We start from the raw sequence: 17,107 nt of genomic DNA on the forward strand, positions 1-17,107 counted from the left end.
GTCTTACTCCTTTACAAGGATTGTTGCAAAATAGCCTGCCGGACGCGCCGGGTCATATTGTGACAGATCTGGCCAGACTTCCTCCTGCGGCAAGCCGCAATTACAGACCATCGCACTTTGTCCCAGTCTGCCATGCGCCGCTAACTTCTCCAACGTTTGGGGCAGTTGACGGCCAGTCTTCATCAAAACTTTACTGCCGGGGTGTTCCAAAACCTTCTCGGCAACACGCCCCGGTACAATGGTCAGTGGCTGTTCCATACCGCTTGTCAGCGACTGATTCAGCCGGGCTGCCGCCGCGCAAAAACTGGGAACCCCTGCCAACATCACAGTCGTATATCCCAAAGGCTGCAACTGTTGCTGCAAATATCCAAAGGTTGCATAAACGGAAACATCCCCCAAATTGAGCACAGCCACATCCTGACCCGCATCTAGATAACGCCGCAGGGACTCAGCCGCCGCTGCATGCGCAGTTTGGAGAACCGACGCATCCCGGGTCATGGGAAATTGCAGCGGGACGATCGTCTTTTCGCTTAAATCCACCGCTCCTTGCGCAATCTCAAGTGCCAGCATCTGGCCGCTCTTCGTCTGAGGCGCTGCAATAACCGGACACATTTGCAGCCGCCGCACTGCTTGCAGTGTCATAAGCTCCGGATCTCCCGGCCCCACGCTGACACCATACAGCGTTCCCTTGTGTTCTACCATTGTTGTAACATCTCCTTTGCGGGCGGTGTCATCCCCAGCAAACCATAGGTGTTGGAAAAAACAACCGCACCAATTTGACACTGCGTGCCAATGCGACGCTCCAGATGGGACTGGATTGCCTGTAGGAGAGAATCCAGTACAGCCTGTTGCAGGTGCAGCGGTTCCAAAATTGCAAGACAAGCATCCGCCGTAGCTGCTTGCTGCAAAGCCCGGCAAGTTCCTGTATCAGCACCACACAGGGCTGCATGGGCGCAGAACAGCTCGGTACGGCAGTCTGCATACCGTGAGTGGGTATTCATGATGCCGCCTGCCACTTTGACCAATTTGCCAATATGCCCCACCAACAGTAGCTGCTCGATTCCCTCTACCGCAGCAGAGTCCAACGCCTCCCCCAGAAAATTAGAACATTTGACCACCGGCACGCCGCGCTGGTCCCAGCCCTGTGCGCGGAGAAAGTCTGTTCCATAGTTTCCCGGCGTCAAAATCAACCGCTTTGAGTTCATCCCATGTTGGTGGATCTCCAACGAGATCGTATCCACAATGGCCTGTTCGCTCATAGGCTCTACAATCCCCGACGTTCCCAGAATCGACAGCCCTCCTTCAACTCCCATCTGCGGATTAAAGGTTCGCTGTGCCGCTTCTTCCCCGCCTTCAATGCTGATGATAACCGAAAGGCCCCCTACGTACCCGCTTTCCTTACATACTGCTTCCACCTGCTGGGCAATCATCTGCCGCGGTACACGGTTGATAGCAGCCGCACCGACCGGCTGATCCAACCCCGGTTTTGTTACGCGGCCCACGCCCTTACCGCCATCGATTTGAATACCGGATGCCTTCTCTTTTTGTACGGTGGCCGTAATGGCCAACCCATTGGTAACATCTGCGTCGTCCCCGGCATCCTTTTGCACACTGCACACTGCAGCATCCCCCTGCAAGTGCAACAACGCAGGGCGAACCGTAACATCCCACCCTTTGGGCGTTATCAGGGTTATAGAACGCGACACCATCCCTGTCAGCAATAACCGTGTTGCCCCCTGTGCAGCCAGCGCCGCACAGGTACCGGTGGTGTAACCACAGCGCAAAAGCCTTTGCCCGCTGCGGATGGAATGATCAAACGCCATGTTCTACTCCAAAAGTTCTTGCAATTTATCACAATATACTTGCTGAATCTCTGGCAAGCGTCCCAGTCCTTCCAGCGTACAACGCACGGTAAAACCGGCCGCTTCCAGTTGGCTTTTCCAACTTTCTGGGGCTGGCCCAGCCATATCTTTACAGGCATGATCCCCCGCCACCAACAGCAACGGCACCAGATGTACTTTGGTATATCCTGCCGCCTGCATTTGGGGCAAGATTTCTTTCAGCCCCGGCCAGCCTTCTACGGTAGCCACAAACGCATCCAAACGATTCTGTAAAGCGAATGTACTTTGCAGTGCCGGATACACCACACCCGCAAAGTGTTCCGTACCATGCCCCATGAAAAGCAGCGCTTCCTGTGGGTTTGACGGGTACACCGTGCCGAGAATCCGGGTGACACGCTGTAAATCCACGGTATCGGCCAACAGTGGTTTTCCTAACGAAAAGCGGGCAAAACAGTCGGTATACGGGGCGATTTCGGTTTTCATTTTATCGTATTCATACCCGTAAAGCAAGTGCGTGGGTTGTACGACCACATCGGTATACCCATCGCGGGCCAACTGCTCCAAAGCTTCCGGCAAACTGTTTACCAGCTCACCTTGTGCTGCCATTCGCTTGCGAATAATCCGACTGGTCCATGCACAAACAAACTGGCGTTCCGGCGCCGCTGCCCGTAAAGCTTGTTCTACCGCCAACAGATCTTTGCGGCCATTTGCCACGGTTGTGCCAAAGCTGACACAAACCAACGCTTGTTTCATTTTGGTTGCTCCTTTCCGTGGGGGCGGTACAAAATATACGGTATGCCTTCCTCATCCACGCCCACACGAGCTTTTACTCCATACAAACTTTCAATAAACGACGGCGTCAACAGCTCTCGCGGTGAGCCGCTCCCCACCAATGTACCTTTTTTGAGAGCAAACAACTGGTCACAGTACATCGCCGCCAAATTCAAGTCATGTACCGCCACCAGAACCGTACGTTTTAAAGAACAGACCAACTCCATCATTTGCAGTTGGTATTGAATGTCCAGATGGTTGGTAGGTTCATCCAAGATAAGACAAGGAGTTTGCTGCACCAGCGCCCGTGCCAGTAAAACCCGCTGCTGCTCCCCACCAGACAACGTGGAAAAAACACGCCGTTCCATATCAGCCATCCCCACCGTTTGCAACGCTTCGCGCACAAGACGGTAATCCTGTGCGTTTTCCCGCTGCATAGCACGTTTGTGGGGGGAACGTCCCATAAGCACGACTTCCTGTACCGTAAAATCAAACGAAAAGGCATGATGCTGCGCTACCACCGCCAGCTTTTGCGCACTTTGTCGTACCGAATAGCGGGATAGTTCTTGACCATCCACCCATACCGCACCGCCAGTAGGCCGCAACACCCGATAAATACATTTTAATAAAGTACTTTTTCCGCTGCCGTTCGGGCCGATGATTCCCACAACTTGCCCTTTGCCAGCAGTCAGATGGATGTGCTCTAAAATATGCTGCCCGCTTAATGTCACACTAAGATCTCTGGTTTCCACCATAGACATTAAGCGTCACCTCCAAATCCATAACGGTGCCGCATCATTAAATAGAGGAACACCGGTGCTCCCAAAAGTGAGGTCAAAATACCAATGGGGATTTCATTTCCGGGCAGCAATGTGCGGCAGGCCACATCCGCCCAAAGTAGAAAAATAGCCCCTACCAGCGCCGATACCGGTACCAGACGGCGATGATCTGTACCCAATAGCAACCGCACACCATGGGGGACTACCAGCCCTACAAAGCCGATGGTTCCGGCATTGTATACTGCCAACCCAATCAACAGAGAGGTCAAGACCAAGTACAGAATACGCCAGCGGTGCAGGTCGGTGCCCAAAGTCACAGCGCTGTCATCCCCCAGCAGCATCAGGTTGAAGGTACGGCTTTGGGTAACAAAAAACAGGCACCCAAAAATCGTTGCCGCCACCATCACGCTATTGTCTTGCCAGTTGGCTGCCCCAAGCCCGCCCATCGTCCAGCGAATGATCTGGGCAGGTGCATGGTCATCGTTGCGCAGGTAGATGGCGAAATTGGAAAAAGCGCCACAAACCGCGGAGAGTGCCGAGCCTGCCAGCAGCAATTTTACGGCAGTAGCACGCCCCCCTACATTTGCCAAAGCCATCACCGCAAAAGATACAAGCAAAGCCCCTACAAAAGCCATTGCCCCTACCGAGCGGACACCCCAGATTGCCCCCACACCAAACAGAGCTGCCAACGTCGCTCCCAAAGAAGCACCGGAGGAGATACCAAGAATATACGGGTCTGCCAAGGGATTTTTGACAAGCGCCTGCATGACTACACCGCATATTGCCAGTGATGCGCCTACAGCAGCTCCCAGCACCAGACGAGGCAGACGAATCAACCAAACCACATCGTGCAGCGCAGAGCCGGCAGCCCAATCGGCAGGCACCGGCAACCGAAACACCGCATGAAGGAATTTATAGCGAAGAACACCGTAGACATCCTCCACCGCCAACGGCATAGTCCCAAAGGTAACCGCCACGACCAACGAAGCCCCCAGCAGGATGATCAGCACCCATACAAGGACTGCGTCGGCGGCAAGGCAAGATCTGCCTGTATGTTGAGCTTTTTTCATTTTGACAGCTCCGGATACATTCCAGCAGCCAACGTTTGAATACCGTCGATGGTGCGCGGCCCCGCCGCATAGATATCCCCCAACATAACAAGGTAGACCCGGTCATTTTGCACCGCCGAAAGACTGGCCAGTGCCGGATCCTCGGTAATGACCGCCTTCTGACTGGCCATAACACTTTCCGGATCGTCACCGGAATACGCCATATACACCACAAAAATGACGTCCGGATCACAAGCCAACAGATCTTCTTTGCTCATCTCGTTTCCATCGGGATTGGCCAATTCGCCGCCCAGTTGGGTCACCATATCTCCAGCCAGCGTGTTGGCCCCATAGTTGCTGATGGAATCCCCCATCGGTTCTACTACCGCTACACGGACCGTCTCCTTTCCCTGAACCGCTTCCTCTGTCCGAGCAATCTCGGCCTGCATCTCCTCCACAAGAGCTTGCGCACGGTCCTCCACCGCAAAGATCCGCCCCAGATTCAAAATATCCGTGTATTCGTTTTCCAATGTACGAGGATACCCACCCGGCCGTGTGTTAGAATTCATATAGGTGGCGACACCTTTTTCGTTCCAAGCGGAAACATCCCCCAACATGGTATCGCCAAACAGAGATCCCCACGATAGAATCATGTCGGGTTGCAACAGTGTGATGGTTTCTTTGTCCGGGGCAAACACCGTTTCCTGATAGTGCATAGCAGCAAAGCCTTCCTGCCATTCAGGTTTCACTTCGTTGTCAAGGCCATAGCTGGCGATCACATGGTCTTCTAGTCCCAGTGCAATCATGGTTTCGATGGATCCCTGATAAACCGCCACCACCCGCTGCGGCACCTGCGTATAGGTATGCTGTACTTCCTTTCCGGTAAAGTCGTAATTGGTGATGGTGACGGGCTGATACGACGCCGTTTCTGCCGTTGCCTGTGAAGCCATCGTGTTTTCGGAAGAGTCGGTTGGCTGTACGCCGCAAGCACAGAGTGCCAGTGCGCAAGCGATGGTAAACACTGTGATACGATGCCATCGAGTACGGAACATAGTCTTCTCCTTTATGGGTTATCAAACCGTAGAAATTGCATCGCAAAAAGAAAAGGCCTGCCCCGACCTTACCAGCCAGACAGACCCATACCGAAACAAAGCGCCCTCAAAACACGATGCACTTTCGTTTTCCGCGCCAACGTTTGGTCCGTCCGCTGCACGGGTCCTGCAACCGATACAACGGCGGTTTGTACCGTTGCATCCGGCAGTATAAATCTCAAGGCAGGTCTTCCGGCTCTGGCTTCCTTGTCGGAACGTGCGTCTTCCCACACCAGCGTGCAGTGACATGAAGTTACGTTCCGGCTCAGCCATTACGGCGGCGGTCCCGCGCAGGTCTTACACCTGCTTCCCTATTCTCCCGGCCAACCACGCGGGGTCCCGGGCACCTTGGGATGCTTTGTTGTATCAGGATACCATAAAAACCGCTGCCCCGCAAGAGGCAGCGGTTTTTTGAAATAGTTTTTCCTGCGCTCAACCCAAAATCTGCTTGGCAAGGTCCGCACTCGCCTTCGCATCCTTGCAGTAAAAGTCAGCACCGATTTCTTTCGCATAGCTCGGCGTCAATACAGCGCCGCCTACCCAGACTTGACAATCCAGTTTTGCCTGATGCAGTGCTTCAATGGTAGCTTTCATGTTGGGGACCGTGGTGGTCATCAGAGCGGACAGCCCCACCAGCTTAGCACCCGTAGTCCGCACCGCCTCCACGACTCGTTCGGGAGGCACATCCCGGCCCAAATCCAGTACATCATAGCCGTAGTTTTCCAGAATCACCCGCACGATGTTCTTACCGATGTCATGGACATCTCCTTTAACGGTGGCTACCACAATTTTTCCTTTAGCGGCTGTCTGGGGTTGCCCTTGCGCAGCAATCTTTGCCTTGATCACTTCAAAGGCCGCCTGCGCCGCAGTGGCTGCCTGCAACAACTGCGGCAAAAAGATGGTTCCTTTTTCGAATCCATCCCCCACCACATCCAGTGCCGGAATCAAAGACGCGTTGACCACTTCCAACGGTTCTTTGGTCGCCAACGCTGCTTCTGCCGCTGCATGAGCTTCCGCTTTCAATCCCCGGCGCACCGCTTCAAACAAAGCGTCATCTGCCGCCGCAACGGTTTGAGTCTGTACGGCATTCTTGCTGACCTGCTGGGTCTGAATCTGCACATCGGCGTAAGCCGCCACATAGTCTGCGCTTTGGGCATCCTGCGCCGTAAGCACCCGGTACGCCCGCACAGCGGCCATCATCTCCGGCGTGTTGGGATTCATAATGGCAAGGTCCAACCCAGCGGCCATTGCCATCGTCAAGAACGTCGTATTCAGATACCCGCGGCACGGCAGGCCAAAACTAATGTTGGAAACCCCCAACACTGTACGGACACCCAATTCCCGTTTGCAGCGAGTCAGTGCCTCCAACGTTTGCTGGGCACCTTCCTGTTGGGCGCTGGCCGTCAAAGTCAAACAATCGATATAAATATCTTCCTCGGGGATCCCCGCTGCGGTAGCCGCCGCCACAATCTTCTGCGCAATGGCGAATCGCCCTTCTGCACTGTTGGGAATCCCATGTTCATCCAAAGTCAATCCCACTACGGCAGCACCGTACTTTTTGCACAAAGGCAAAATCTCGTCCAACGTCTTTTGTTCGCCGTTCACCGAGTTGACAATAGGCTTGCCGTTATACACCCGCAGTGCTCGAGACAGTGCCTCTGGCTGGGAGGAATCCAACTGCAGCGGCAAATCGGTAACCGCCTGCAAATCTTGGACCAATCGCTCCAAGGTAGCCGCCTCATCAATGCCGGGCAGTCCGGCATTCACATCCAGTACCTCAGCACCGGCTTCCGCCTGCGCCACTGCCTGCGCGCAAGGGTAGGCGCTGTCACCTTCCCGCAAAGCCTGCTGGAGCCGTTTTTTGCCGGTGGGGTTGATGCGTTCCCCCACCACGGTGATGCCGTTTACCTCCACAAAGCGTACCGGTGTGCACAGGCAGCTACGGCGCAGCGGAATTTTCTGTGCCGGTGTCAGCGGTGCAAAAGTCTGATGTAATTTGGCAATATAGTCCGGTGTCGTGCCGCAGCAGCCGCCCACCATCGAGATTCCAATCGAGGTATAGGCCTGCATTTCTCGGGCAAATTCATCCGCATCCAGATTGTAGCTGCCGTCCGGGTTGGGCAATCCGGCATTCGGCTTCACAAAAACCGGAATGTGCGCCGGAACCGTGCGGCACAATCGCTGGGCAAAGAGCAGGATTTCCGCAGGACCTAAAGAACAGTTGATGCCGATGGCATCCGCCCCCAAGCCGGCCGCTGTAGCTCCGTAGCTCTCCACCGTACATCCCGTAAAGGTCCGGCCTCGGCTCTCAAAACTCATCGACACGAAAACCGGCAGATTACTGTTCTCTTTTGTCGCCAAAATAGCGGCCTTGAGTTCGTAGAGATCCGTCATTGTCTCCAGAAAGACAAAATCCGCGTTTCCCTGCACACCTGCCCGAACAATCTCGGCAAAAGAAGCATATGCCTCCTCAAAAGGCAGAGTCCCCGCAGGGGCTAACAACTCGCCCAACGGGCCGATATCCAATCCTACCAACGCACCACTGGGCTGGGCCGCTTTACGGGCACAGTCCAAAGAGGCAGTCACCACTTGCTGCACGGTATAACCGGTTCCGGCAAGTTTTCGGGCATTGGCCCCAAAGGTATTGGCAAGCAAAAGGTCCGCTCCCGCAGCTGCATATTCAGCATGGATGGCAGTCAGAACTTTCGGCATTTCCAGCGCGGCCAATTCCGGTTTTTGTCCGGGTTTTAAGCCACGTTTTTGCAACTGGGTCCCCATACCGCCGTCCAGAAATACATAACGGCTGCGGTCAAATATCGATTCGATCTGCACAGGCAGTTTCTCTCCTTTGCAATGTTAGTTTCGAGCAAAACAGGTCGTTCCCTTTTTACGAAACGCACAGGTTTCTCGCAGATGGCAGGTTCCACACCCCGCCATCGCGCCCGTAACCGGATGGTCGGCAATGCCCAGCAAAGCCGTGGTACTCTTGCGCGGGACCAGCAAATGCTCCGCCGTCACCGCCAGACCACAGCCACGCACACTATCCACAGCAAGGCTGATTTCTTCGTTGAGTTCCAACGGGCAGTCCCCGTATCCCGGCGCAAAGCGCCCTGTCAAATAGAGACCCTCTGCCCGCAGCTGGGCACGCAATTCTTCCTCCAGCGCATCACAGACCTGTTCCAAGAGAACCGAGGCCATCGCATCCGCCGTAGCCGCCAATGCGATATCGGTCAGTTCCATGCGGCGCAGCAGCGTGTCCACTTCGCTGCCTAAGGTAGCAGCCATCAACAAAATACGGTCACAGCTCTGCAAATGCCGCGCCAAGTCTCGGCCTCGGTTTTCCAGCGAAACGGCTGTCCGGGGCAGAATCCGCCACACTGCACGGGGTGTAGCCGTTTGCAGCAGCCGTTCCTCCGCCCGGTCCAGCAGCGCAGCGGAAGCAGCGTCCGGTTCCCAACCGGCTGCTCCCATATACCGCAGCGCAGTGGCACGGTCAATGGACGGCGGCGTAGACCGCACCATTACAGCAAATCCCGGATGCCGTCATACACCTTTTCAGCCACAACCGCATCATTCATAGCATAGAGGTGTACACCGTCCGCGCCGCCCTCGATGAGGTCCCGCATCTGACGTACCGCATAATCGATGCCTGCGTCATACAATGCCGCCGGATCATCTTGCCAACGGGAAATCATCCGCGTAAAATCCGAAGGCAGACTGGCCGAGGAAAGCGCCACCGTCCGCTCAATCTGGCTGCGCTTCACAATGGGCATAACGCCAGCTGAAACCGGCAGCGTAATGCCAGCCCGACGGGCAAGGTTCAGAAAACGGTAAAAGTGCATGTTGTCAAAGAACAACTGGGTAACAAGATGCTCAGCGCCTGCCTCTTGTTTACTTCTTAAATTTTCTACATCCTGACGCAGGTTTTCCGCTTCCGGATGTCCTTCGGGATAGCAAGCGCCATGCACCGAAAACATCGGTTTCTTCTCTTTAATAAAAGCGGTCAGGTCGCATGCATGTACAAAATCGGGACTTTCGGGCCGCGTGGGCGTGCGGTCTCCCCGCAGCGCCAGCACATCATGTACGCCCACCTGCTCCAGTTGGTCAAGAATCTTGGCAGCACTGGCACGATCATTGCCCATGCAGATCAGATGTGCCAAAGCCGGGATTCCCAATTCGTTCTGAATTAAATCTGCCACCTCAACCGTGGAAACACCGCCAGCAGAACCACCGGCACCAAAAGTCACACTGATAAAATCTGGTGCCAGCTTCTTCATCTCATGCAGCGTAGCACGCATTTTTTCCATCTGCGTGGTCTGCTTAGGGGGAAAACACTCAATGGAAAACACACAGCGCTTGGCTTTGAACTGTTCGATAATCTTCATACTACTTTCTATTCCCTTCTCTTCTATTGCGGGGTTTAAGCCGCCGCTTGTCCGGTATCCGCCGTAACTGCATGCAGTGCACCATCTTCGTAGGTGAACGTTATAGTTCCCATCGTATCTGTACGGTAAATTTCGATGCCTGCCGCTTCCATACGACGCAGGACCTCCTCATGCGGATGTCCATACTCATTATCCAACCCACAACTGATTACCGCAGCCTGCGGCTGCACCACCTCCAGCAGTTCCTCACCACTGGATGTGGAAGAGCCGTGATGCCCCGCCTTATATAACGTAGCCTGTAAATTGCGGCCATAGCGGTCTACCAAAGCCTGTTCGGCCGACTCCTCCGCATCGCCGGTAGCCAAATATCGGAAACCACCTGCTTCAAACAACAAACAGAGTGAGCCATTGTTGGCGTCATCTTCCTCTTCCATCCATGCACTGCCACCTTGCAAGACATGCAAAACTCCGCTGCCCAGCGTGTAGCTGTTTCCTTCTTCCGTTTCTACGATAGAAACCCCAGCCGCTTCAGCCTCCTCTTGCAGGCCACGAGGCCAAGGGGATTCTTCCGCTTCCCATACCGGGAGCAACACTTGCTCTACGGGAAAATGCTCCAGCACGGTAAGGGCACCGCCTGTATGGTCGGCGTGAGGATGGGTCAATACCAGATACTTGAGTTCAGTGATTCCGGCCCATTGCAGATCCTGCACCAACTGTTCCCGGGACTCTGCCGTGCCGGTATCGATTAAGCAATACTCACCATCCTGACCGATCAGCACGGAGTCCCCCTGCCCAACGTCCAGCACAGACACCGTAGTCGTACTGTCCGTCAGCAGCTGTGGATCCGGCCCTTCCATCGGCACGCCTAGCGCCGTATATAGCTCCGACCAACTAGGAACCCCGCCAAAACCGCCATGGTATTCTACCACAAAGGCAACTACTGCCAGCAAAAGAACCGATAGTCCGGTAACAATTTTACGGTACAGACGCTTACTGCGCCGACGTTTTGTGTTACGCTTCCTCGTACTGCGCATTCAATTTACGCTCCTGCCATTGTGCCCGCGTAACCAAAACTGCACGGGGCTTTGCCCCTTCGTAGGGACCGATGATCTTTTCCTGCTCCATTTGATCCATAATGCGAGCTGCACGGGCATACCCCAATTTGCAGCGACGCTGCAGCAAACTGGTAGAAGCCTGTCCCGCTTCGATGACACACTCCACGGCTTGCTCAAACATGGGGTCCAGCGCTCCGCTGCCATCCCCATCATCGTCACCTTTTTTTCTGCCCTTTTCTGCCACTGCACGGCGCTCCATCTCGGCGATCATTTCCTCGTCGTACTGAGAGGAGGAAGTGGATTTGATAAAGCTAAGCACTGCGCCGATTTCCTCATCGGTCACAAAGGTGCCCTGCACACGCACCGGCTTGGCCGCGCCCACCGGCAGGAAAAGCATATCACCGTTGCCCAGCAGTTTTTCGGCGCCCGAGGTATCCAGAATCGTACGCGAGTCAATCTGGCTGGAAACCGCAAAAGCAATACGGCTAGGGATGTTTGCCTTGATCAGGCCGGTGATGACGTCCACACTGGGACGCTGGGTAGCTACAATCAGATGAATGCCTGCGGCACGGGCTTTTTGCGCAATGCGGCAGATGTAATCTTCCACCTCTTTGCCGGCTACCATCATCAAATCGGCCAACTCGTCGATAATGATGGCGATATACGGCAGATGCTCCATTCCTGTCTGCGCTGCCAATTTGTTGTACGCTTTGATCTCACGCACATTGTTTTCGGCAAACAACTTGTAGCGGCGTTCCATCTCCGCCACGCTGGCCCCCAAAGCGCCGGCAGCTTTCCGAGGCTCGGTGACTACCGGCATCAAAAGATGCGGGATACCATTATATTCCGCCAGTTCCACTACCTTCGGATCGATGAGGATCAGCTTCACATCCTCCGGTCCTGAGCGGAACAAAAAGCTGATGATAATCGAGTTGACGCACACCGACTTACCGCTGCCGGTAGAACCTGCAATCAGCAAATGGGGCATTTTGCACAAATCTGCCACCTGAGCCGTACCGGCAATATCTTTGCCAAGGGCCATCGTCAGCGGGCTGCGCATATTGATGTAATTCTGTGACTCAAACACTGTACGAATGTTGACGGTAGAACGAATCTTGTTAGGCACCTCGATGCCCACTGCCGGCTTGCCGGGAATCGGAGCCTCGATTCGGACGCCTGCCGTTGCCAAATTAAGGGCGATATCATCGGCAAGGCTTGTGATCCGGCTGACCTTAATACCGGCCTGCGGCTGCAATTCATACCGCGTCACCGACGGACCGCGGCAGATATCCAGAATCTTCGTTTTAACACCGAAACTTTCCAGTGTATTCACCAGCGTATCGGCATTCTTCTTCATTTCCCGCGCCGCTCCGGCTTCATCATCGGGGCGCGTGGCATTAAACAAATTCAGTGAAGGATAGCAGTACGGTTTAGGCGGCTCTTTCTGCGCCGTATCCAAGCGCATGGCATTCGGATCAGCTTTTGCGGCCGAAGGCGGCGTATATAAAGGTGCCCCTGCCGAATTTCCCACTGTTGCACTGACCTGCAGGTGTGCAGCCGTCCCGCCCTGCGGTACCGTGAAGGAGGACTCCGTTCCCGTCGGCTGCACAGTCGTGGTTCCATTTTGCTGTTCCAGCAGATCCGACAACGGTCGTCCCGATTGCCATGCCGCCCCAGCAGCTTGTCCCACATCATCAAAACTGCCGTTCAGTGTGGGAATTGCAGAAACCGTCTGTGGCGCCATCGAGCTCGTATCCGGCTCCACCGGTACCAACGGTGTATCAAAGCCCTCATTTTGAACGTCAGGATGCAGCGGCACCGAAAACTCTTGCGAGTCTGTTGCATGCCCATAGATAGATTCTGTTTCCTGCGCAGTATAGTACGGCGCATGGCCGCTGACAGCCCGGTTGATGAGATTGTCCAGCTCATCGCTCTCCGCGGTCACCGTTGGCTGCTCGGGCTGCAATGTCAGCTCAAAGTTTTCCTGCGGTGCAGGTGCAGGTTCCGGTTCCCGCTTTGGCGCATGGAAGCGCTGCGAATCTGACAGATGCGACAGCGGATCCATGCCAAAAGTGCCCCCAGGCCCAATGGTAACCGGTTCCAGCGGATCATGTTCCACCGCTTGCTTGAGGGCCTGCCCTTCCGGTCCGGGACCAAGGTCCACATCAAAAGAAGCTCGCGGTGCCACACCAGCCATGCCCGCCATACTGGGCATCACCGGTGTCGCGGCCGTCTGCGCGGTCGGGATACGCCCTGTGTCTGCAATCACGTCATAGGCAGGGTGATGGCGGCGCGGAGCATCTGGAAGCGTTCCGGTCAAATTTTCAATAGGTTCCTCTTCCAGCTCCTCCCCGAACAACTGGGTATCGTAAGCAGCTTCCGACGCTTCCCGCTCTGCCCGTGCCTGCTGTACTTTTTGGTATTGCCCATTGAGGAACTGTACCACATCCACCGGAGTAATGGCAAAAAACACCATCAATCCCAAAGCGAACACCAACAACATAACAAAGTTGGAGGCCGGTCGTCCAAAAAGTGCCAATAGTGTAGCACCGATAGGCGCGCCGATTACGCCGCCTTCCCAAAAGCCTGTCTGTCCGCGGGCATAGAGCATCTTGATGATTTCCCATGCGTTGGCCTCACTGACAGACACTTTGGAGAAGACCACGGGGACACTGGCGCACAGCGTTCCCATCAGCACCACTTTGCCCGCGAAAAGTCCTACACGGTATCCGGACGCCAGTAGGTAGGCCAGATACAACAAAAACGGTCCCACCAAATAGGTCATGATTCCAAAAATACCAAATAAGCCGCCCCGCATTGCCTTCCAGATATTTTGCCCCGGCACAAGCACCATGGCAACGCAAAGCAAGCCCACCCCTGCAAGCAACACACTGCGAAGCAGGTTGGGCGTTTCGGCCCGGCGCTGAGCGCGCCGGGAAACCGTCTTTTTGCTGCGGGACGAAGAACGTGAAGAAGAGCTCCGTCCGCGGCTGGACGAGCTACGGCTGGTACTAGATTTCTTTTTGCTGTTTTTATTGGAACGAGATTGAGCCATGCTGAAAAATACCCCTCTATAACACTCTATATAAAATAAGTAGGCACTTTGTGCCCAGCGAATATTCGGTTTTTATTTTATCACGAATGCCGGGGGTTGTAAATGGAAAATCCCGCGACTCATTTATGGATTTTTCCCGAGATGTGTCAGGACTTTTTTTCGATCTCTTTATACAAATATTGCAACGCATCCGATAAGCCACCCAGCTCATCGATCAAGCCCTCTTCCACCGCTTGACGGCCATCCAACACCGTTCCCATATCCATGACCAACTCTCCGGTGTTATGCATCAACGTGGTAAAACGCCGCGCTGTAATGCCGGAATGTCCCGCCACAAACCCCACAATACGCTCCTGCATCTGCTCAAAATATCGCAGCGTCTGAGGCACCCCCAACACCATACCCGAATGGCGCACAGGATGCACCGTCATCGTGGCCGTGGGCACAATAAAACTGCGCCGGGCAGACACAGCCAGCGGAATACCAATGGAGTGTCCGCCCCCCAGCACCAGCGTGGCACTGGGTTTGTTTACACCGGCAATCAGCTCTGCCAAGGCGAGCCCAGCTTCCACGTCCCCGCCTACGGTATTCAAAATTACCAACAGCCCTTCGATTTCGGGATCTTCCTCGATATCTACCAACTGCGGAATCACATGTTCATACTTGGTGGTCTTTTGGCTGTCCGGCGCCAGCGTATGTCCCTCGATGGTGCCGATCACTGTCAAACAATGGATTGCATGCCGCCCTTTGGTCGCGGGCACAATGCCATCCTCAGTGATCAAATCATGTTCCAGCCGTTTGAGCGCGGCCGTTTCGGTCGGGTTGAAATTGCTTTTGGTTTTCGCCTTTTTCGCAGTAGGTTCCATCGTATGCACAGCTCCTTCTCTCTTCAATGCTGTGTACAGTATGTGCGCCTGTATCTGGGACTATTCTCTTATTTATTGCCCACAAAATTGTTTTGTTTCCTCCACTTCTCCCCTTTTACTCGAAAAAATCGCATAAAAATTGCTCTATTTTTTTGTCAAAGAATTCTTATGTGAAAAAATTGCCAAAAAACTTAGATAAAAAATTGACAATTTCACAGAGAGTATTTATAATAAATTATAAAATTGCGTACATGGAAATTCGCCGTGCAGCTATTCCTGCCGGCCTAATGTGAGGTAATGTTTTATGGCGGTTCAAAACAAAGTATCTTTGCCGGTCATCAAACGACTTCCAAAGTACTATCGTTATCTGACCAATTTGTCCGCAGACGGCAAAGAAAAAATTTCCTCCAGCGAGTTGTCTCATATGATGGGCACTACTGCCAGTCAGGTCCGACAAGACTTTAACTGTTTCGGCGGGTTTGGTCAGCAGGGCATCGGCTACAAGGTGGATGTCCTCCGTGCCGAAATCGGCAAGCTGCTGTTCGGAGATGGCGAACGGCTGCCCACCATTCTGATTGGTGCCGGTCATCTGGGATCTGCCGTTTCCAGCTTTATCAGCCGTGATACCAACGGCTATCGCTTGATTGGCGTATTCGATATCAACCCAGACCTTTTCGGCAAGGAGATGTGCGGCGTGCCGATTTTGCCGCTGCAGGACCTTTCCACCTTCTGCGCCGAACACCATCCCGAAGTTGCGGTTTTGTGTGTGCCGCGGCAAAGCGCCATTGATCTGGCCAGTGATTTGGTATCTTACGGCATCAAAGGCGTGTGGAATTTCAGCCATTACGATCTCTCGGTGGAATATCCGGATCTAACCGTGGAGAACGTCCATTTAGGCGACAGTCTGATGAGCCTTGGCTACCGGCTGCGCAATAAAGACTAACGGAGGAATCAACACTTCGTATGGCCAAATTATATTTTCGCTACGGGGCAATGAACAGCGGCAAAACCACCGCTTTAATGCAGGTCGCCTACAACTACAAAGAGCGCGGTATGCGTGTCTTAATCCTAAAGCCCGCTATCGATACCAAAGGGCAGGATTCTATCGTTTCCCGGCTGGGCATCAGTTGTAAAGTAGATGTCCTTGTCACCCCTGAAATGAATGTTGTAGAACTGGTTCGAGCTGACACCGCAGCACACGGCGCGCCTGCTTGCGTGCTGTGCGACGAGAGCCAATTTTTCACACCCGAACAGGCAGAACAGTTGTTTTTGGTCACGGTGGATTTGGGAATCCCCGTGATTTGTTACGGTCTACGCGCCGACTTTATGATGCGTGGTTTCCCCGGTTCTACCCGGTTGTTAGAATTGGCGCACACCATCGAAGAGCTCAAAACGATCTGCGCCTGCGGACGCAAAGCTATTTGCAACGGACGTAAGGTTAACGGTGAATTTGTGTTCGAAGGCGCACAAGTGGCGATTGATACAGTGGACAATGTGGAATACCAGAGCCTATGTCCTCAGTGTTGGTGAATACCGAGCTTTTTTAAAACGGCACGGCAAGCAGTAAGTTTCTTCTATCAGCATAAATAAAACCGCCGCATCTTACAGGAAGATGCGGCGGCTCTTTTTATTGGCTATTTGTTGACCCTCTTATAGTATTGGCGGTACTGCTGTGGCGAAAGTCCGGTTGCATCCTTAAAGACACGACGGAAATGGGCCGTAGTCATAAACCCCGTCTTTTCGGCTACCACCGAAATACTTTCCCCGGATTTTTCGATCAAGTTTTGGGCCGCTTTGATTCGCACACCGTTGATGTACTCAATCAGGCTCAGGTTGGTGGACTTCTTGAATAGCCGACTCAGGTAGTAAGGACTGATATAAAATTGACTCGCGATTCCCGTCAGGGTGAGCTTTTCAGCATAGTGCTGTGCAATATAGGCCTGAATCTGATCCACAATATGATTGGTGACGCGCCCTTTTTCGCCCCCCTGCGCTTGTTGCTGCCGACACAGCGACTTGAGTTCCAGCAACAGTGTGGCCAGCAGCATTTTCCGCATGGCCTCCCCTTCCTGCGAAGTGTCACTGTCCAGCAACAAAAGCTGCTGCAACATACTTTGGATATGATTTTGCTGCTTAACGGTGATACTGGACAAGAGGTGATTGTGCTCCTCTGTCAAGAAAGAGAAAAAGTCCACCTCGGGAAATGCAGCCGCAA

15 protein-coding genes and 1 riboswitch are annotated in these 17,107 nt (G+C 53.9%); of the genes, 2 read left to right on the forward strand and 13 right to left on the reverse strand.

Annotated elements, in window-relative coordinates:
- Positions 1-3: 3 nt before the first annotated feature.
- The 12 genes from cobI to Q0526_RS02615 form a co-directional block, all read right to left on the reverse strand.
- The gene (gene cobI, locus Q0526_RS02560) at positions 4-702 is read right to left on the reverse strand and encodes a precorrin-2 C(20)-methyltransferase (RefSeq protein WP_298730568.1); all 699 of its coding nucleotides are present in this window, start codon (positions 700-702) and stop codon (positions 4-6) included.
- Complete coding sequence (gene cbiD, locus Q0526_RS02565) at positions 696-1,823, reverse strand: cobalt-precorrin-5B (C(1))-methyltransferase CbiD (protein ID WP_298730570.1); 1,128 nt, start codon at positions 1,821-1,823, stop codon at positions 696-698. The genes cobI and cbiD overlap by 7 nt, the downstream gene beginning before the upstream one ends.
- Before the next feature lie 3 nt (positions 1,824-1,826).
- On the reverse strand, positions 1,827-2,594 hold the full coding sequence (locus tag Q0526_RS02570) for a sirohydrochlorin cobaltochelatase (protein WP_298730572.1): 768 nt from the start codon (positions 2,592-2,594) through the stop codon (positions 1,827-1,829).
- On the reverse strand, positions 2,591-3,367 hold the full coding sequence (locus tag Q0526_RS02575) for an ABC transporter ATP-binding protein (RefSeq protein WP_298730591.1): 777 nt from the start codon (positions 3,365-3,367) through the stop codon (positions 2,591-2,593). The genes Q0526_RS02570 and Q0526_RS02575 overlap by 4 nt, the downstream gene beginning before the upstream one ends.
- 5 nt (positions 3,368-3,372) lie before the next feature.
- Complete coding sequence (locus Q0526_RS02580) at positions 3,373-4,461, reverse strand: iron ABC transporter permease (RefSeq protein WP_298730573.1); 1,089 nt, start codon at positions 4,459-4,461, stop codon at positions 3,373-3,375.
- Positions 4,458-5,492, reverse strand: coding sequence for an ABC transporter substrate-binding protein (locus tag Q0526_RS02585; RefSeq protein WP_298730574.1), 1,035 nt, complete (start codon positions 5,490-5,492; stop codon positions 4,458-4,460). Before Q0526_RS02585 ends, Q0526_RS02580 begins: the two co-directional genes overlap by 4 nt.
- Before the next feature lie 203 nt (positions 5,493-5,695).
- Positions 5,696-5,897, reverse strand: a riboswitch (cobalamin riboswitch).
- Between the two features lie 66 nt (positions 5,898-5,963).
- Positions 5,964-8,363, reverse strand: coding sequence for a homocysteine S-methyltransferase family protein (locus Q0526_RS02590; RefSeq protein WP_298730575.1), 2,400 nt, complete (start codon positions 8,361-8,363; stop codon positions 5,964-5,966).
- A 24-nt stretch (positions 8,364-8,387) separates the two neighbouring features.
- Positions 8,388-9,053 (reverse strand): methionine synthase, encoded by a 666-nt coding sequence (locus Q0526_RS02595; protein WP_298730577.1) that lies wholly within the window; start codon positions 9,051-9,053, stop codon positions 8,388-8,390.
- Positions 9,053-9,916, reverse strand: coding sequence for a methylenetetrahydrofolate reductase (locus tag Q0526_RS02600; RefSeq protein WP_298730579.1), 864 nt, complete (start codon positions 9,914-9,916; stop codon positions 9,053-9,055). The genes Q0526_RS02595 and Q0526_RS02600 overlap by 1 nt, the downstream gene beginning before the upstream one ends.
- A gap of 35 nt (positions 9,917-9,951) precedes the next feature.
- Positions 9,952-10,950, reverse strand: coding sequence for a ComEC/Rec2 family competence protein (locus Q0526_RS02605; protein WP_298730581.1), 999 nt, complete (start codon positions 10,948-10,950; stop codon positions 9,952-9,954).
- The gene (locus Q0526_RS02610) at positions 10,928-14,026 is read right to left on the reverse strand and encodes a DNA translocase FtsK (protein WP_298730583.1); all 3,099 of its coding nucleotides are present in this window, start codon (positions 14,024-14,026) and stop codon (positions 10,928-10,930) included. Before Q0526_RS02610 ends, Q0526_RS02605 begins: the two co-directional genes overlap by 23 nt.
- 146 nt (positions 14,027-14,172) lie before the next feature.
- On the reverse strand, positions 14,173-14,892 hold the full coding sequence (locus Q0526_RS02615) for an ATP-dependent Clp protease proteolytic subunit (protein ID WP_298730584.1): 720 nt from the start codon (positions 14,890-14,892) through the stop codon (positions 14,173-14,175).
- A gap of 304 nt (positions 14,893-15,196) precedes the next feature.
- Between Q0526_RS02615 and Q0526_RS02620 the strand changes: the two genes are divergently transcribed.
- On the forward strand, positions 15,197-15,835 hold the full coding sequence (locus Q0526_RS02620; RefSeq protein WP_298730586.1) for a redox-sensing transcriptional repressor Rex: 639 nt from the start codon (positions 15,197-15,199) through the stop codon (positions 15,833-15,835).
- 20 nt (positions 15,836-15,855) lie between these two features.
- On the forward strand, positions 15,856-16,422 hold the full coding sequence (locus tag Q0526_RS02625) for a thymidine kinase (RefSeq protein ID WP_298730587.1): 567 nt from the start codon (positions 15,856-15,858) through the stop codon (positions 16,420-16,422).
- 104 nt (positions 16,423-16,526) lie between these two features.
- On the opposite strand, the gene Q0526_RS02630 is transcribed toward Q0526_RS02625, so the two are convergent.
- On the reverse strand, positions 16,527-17,107 hold a 581-nt coding region (locus Q0526_RS02630; RefSeq protein WP_298730588.1), incomplete at its 5' end, for an AraC family transcriptional regulator.

The organism is uncultured Subdoligranulum sp., assembly GCF_937890665.1.